Source organism: Leuconostoc sp. BM2, assembly GCF_002095565.1.
Taxonomy (GTDB): Bacteria; Bacillota; Bacilli; order Lactobacillales; family Lactobacillaceae; genus Leuconostoc; species Leuconostoc falkenbergense.
Genome location: NZ_MOWQ01000129.1, coordinates 1 through 457, shown reverse-complemented (window position 1 = coordinate 457; position 457 = coordinate 1). Strand labels below are relative to the sequence as shown.

The following is a 457-nucleotide window of genomic DNA, read 5'->3' as shown; positions in this document are numbered from 1 at the left end:
ATAGTTAAGTTAAGTGGTGGCTATTCTTTCAACAGAAAAGAGGTGGTGCTTATGGTGTAAAACCTATAAACACGAACTCTAGGAAAGGAAAAGCCTGGTGTCTGTTTCAGACGCTTTACAGCTCATGTTTATGTTTGGCACTTTTATAGTTGCCTTACTAGCATTGGTTGTTGAGTTGATTAAAAGTCAACAAAAAAAGTAACCACTTCAACTTTTGACCGAGTTGCGGTTACTTAAAAAATAAATAATCGGAATAGTCACTGCTTAGCAGGCTATTGATGTTAAAGGGAGTAGTTCGAGCTACTTCCTTTTTCTATATCCAATTATAACATGATGATTGAAATGATGAAAGGAAAACACATGCAAATCAAATTTTGTCGGAAGCTGATTATTTTGGCTTCTTTTTTGTTTGTTTTAGGCTTTGCACAAACGCAAGTGTCCGCAGATGATAGCAGTA

At 35.9% G+C, this 457-nt stretch carries 1 protein-coding gene; it reads left to right on the top strand.

The features are described 5' to 3' along the window. Window positions 1-97 precede the first annotated feature (97 nt). On the top strand, window positions 98-202 hold the full coding sequence (locus tag BMG01_RS11705) for a putative holin-like toxin (protein ID WP_004903361.1): 105 nt from the start codon (window positions 98-100) through the stop codon (window positions 200-202). The last annotated feature ends 255 nt before the right edge of the window (window positions 203-457 follow it).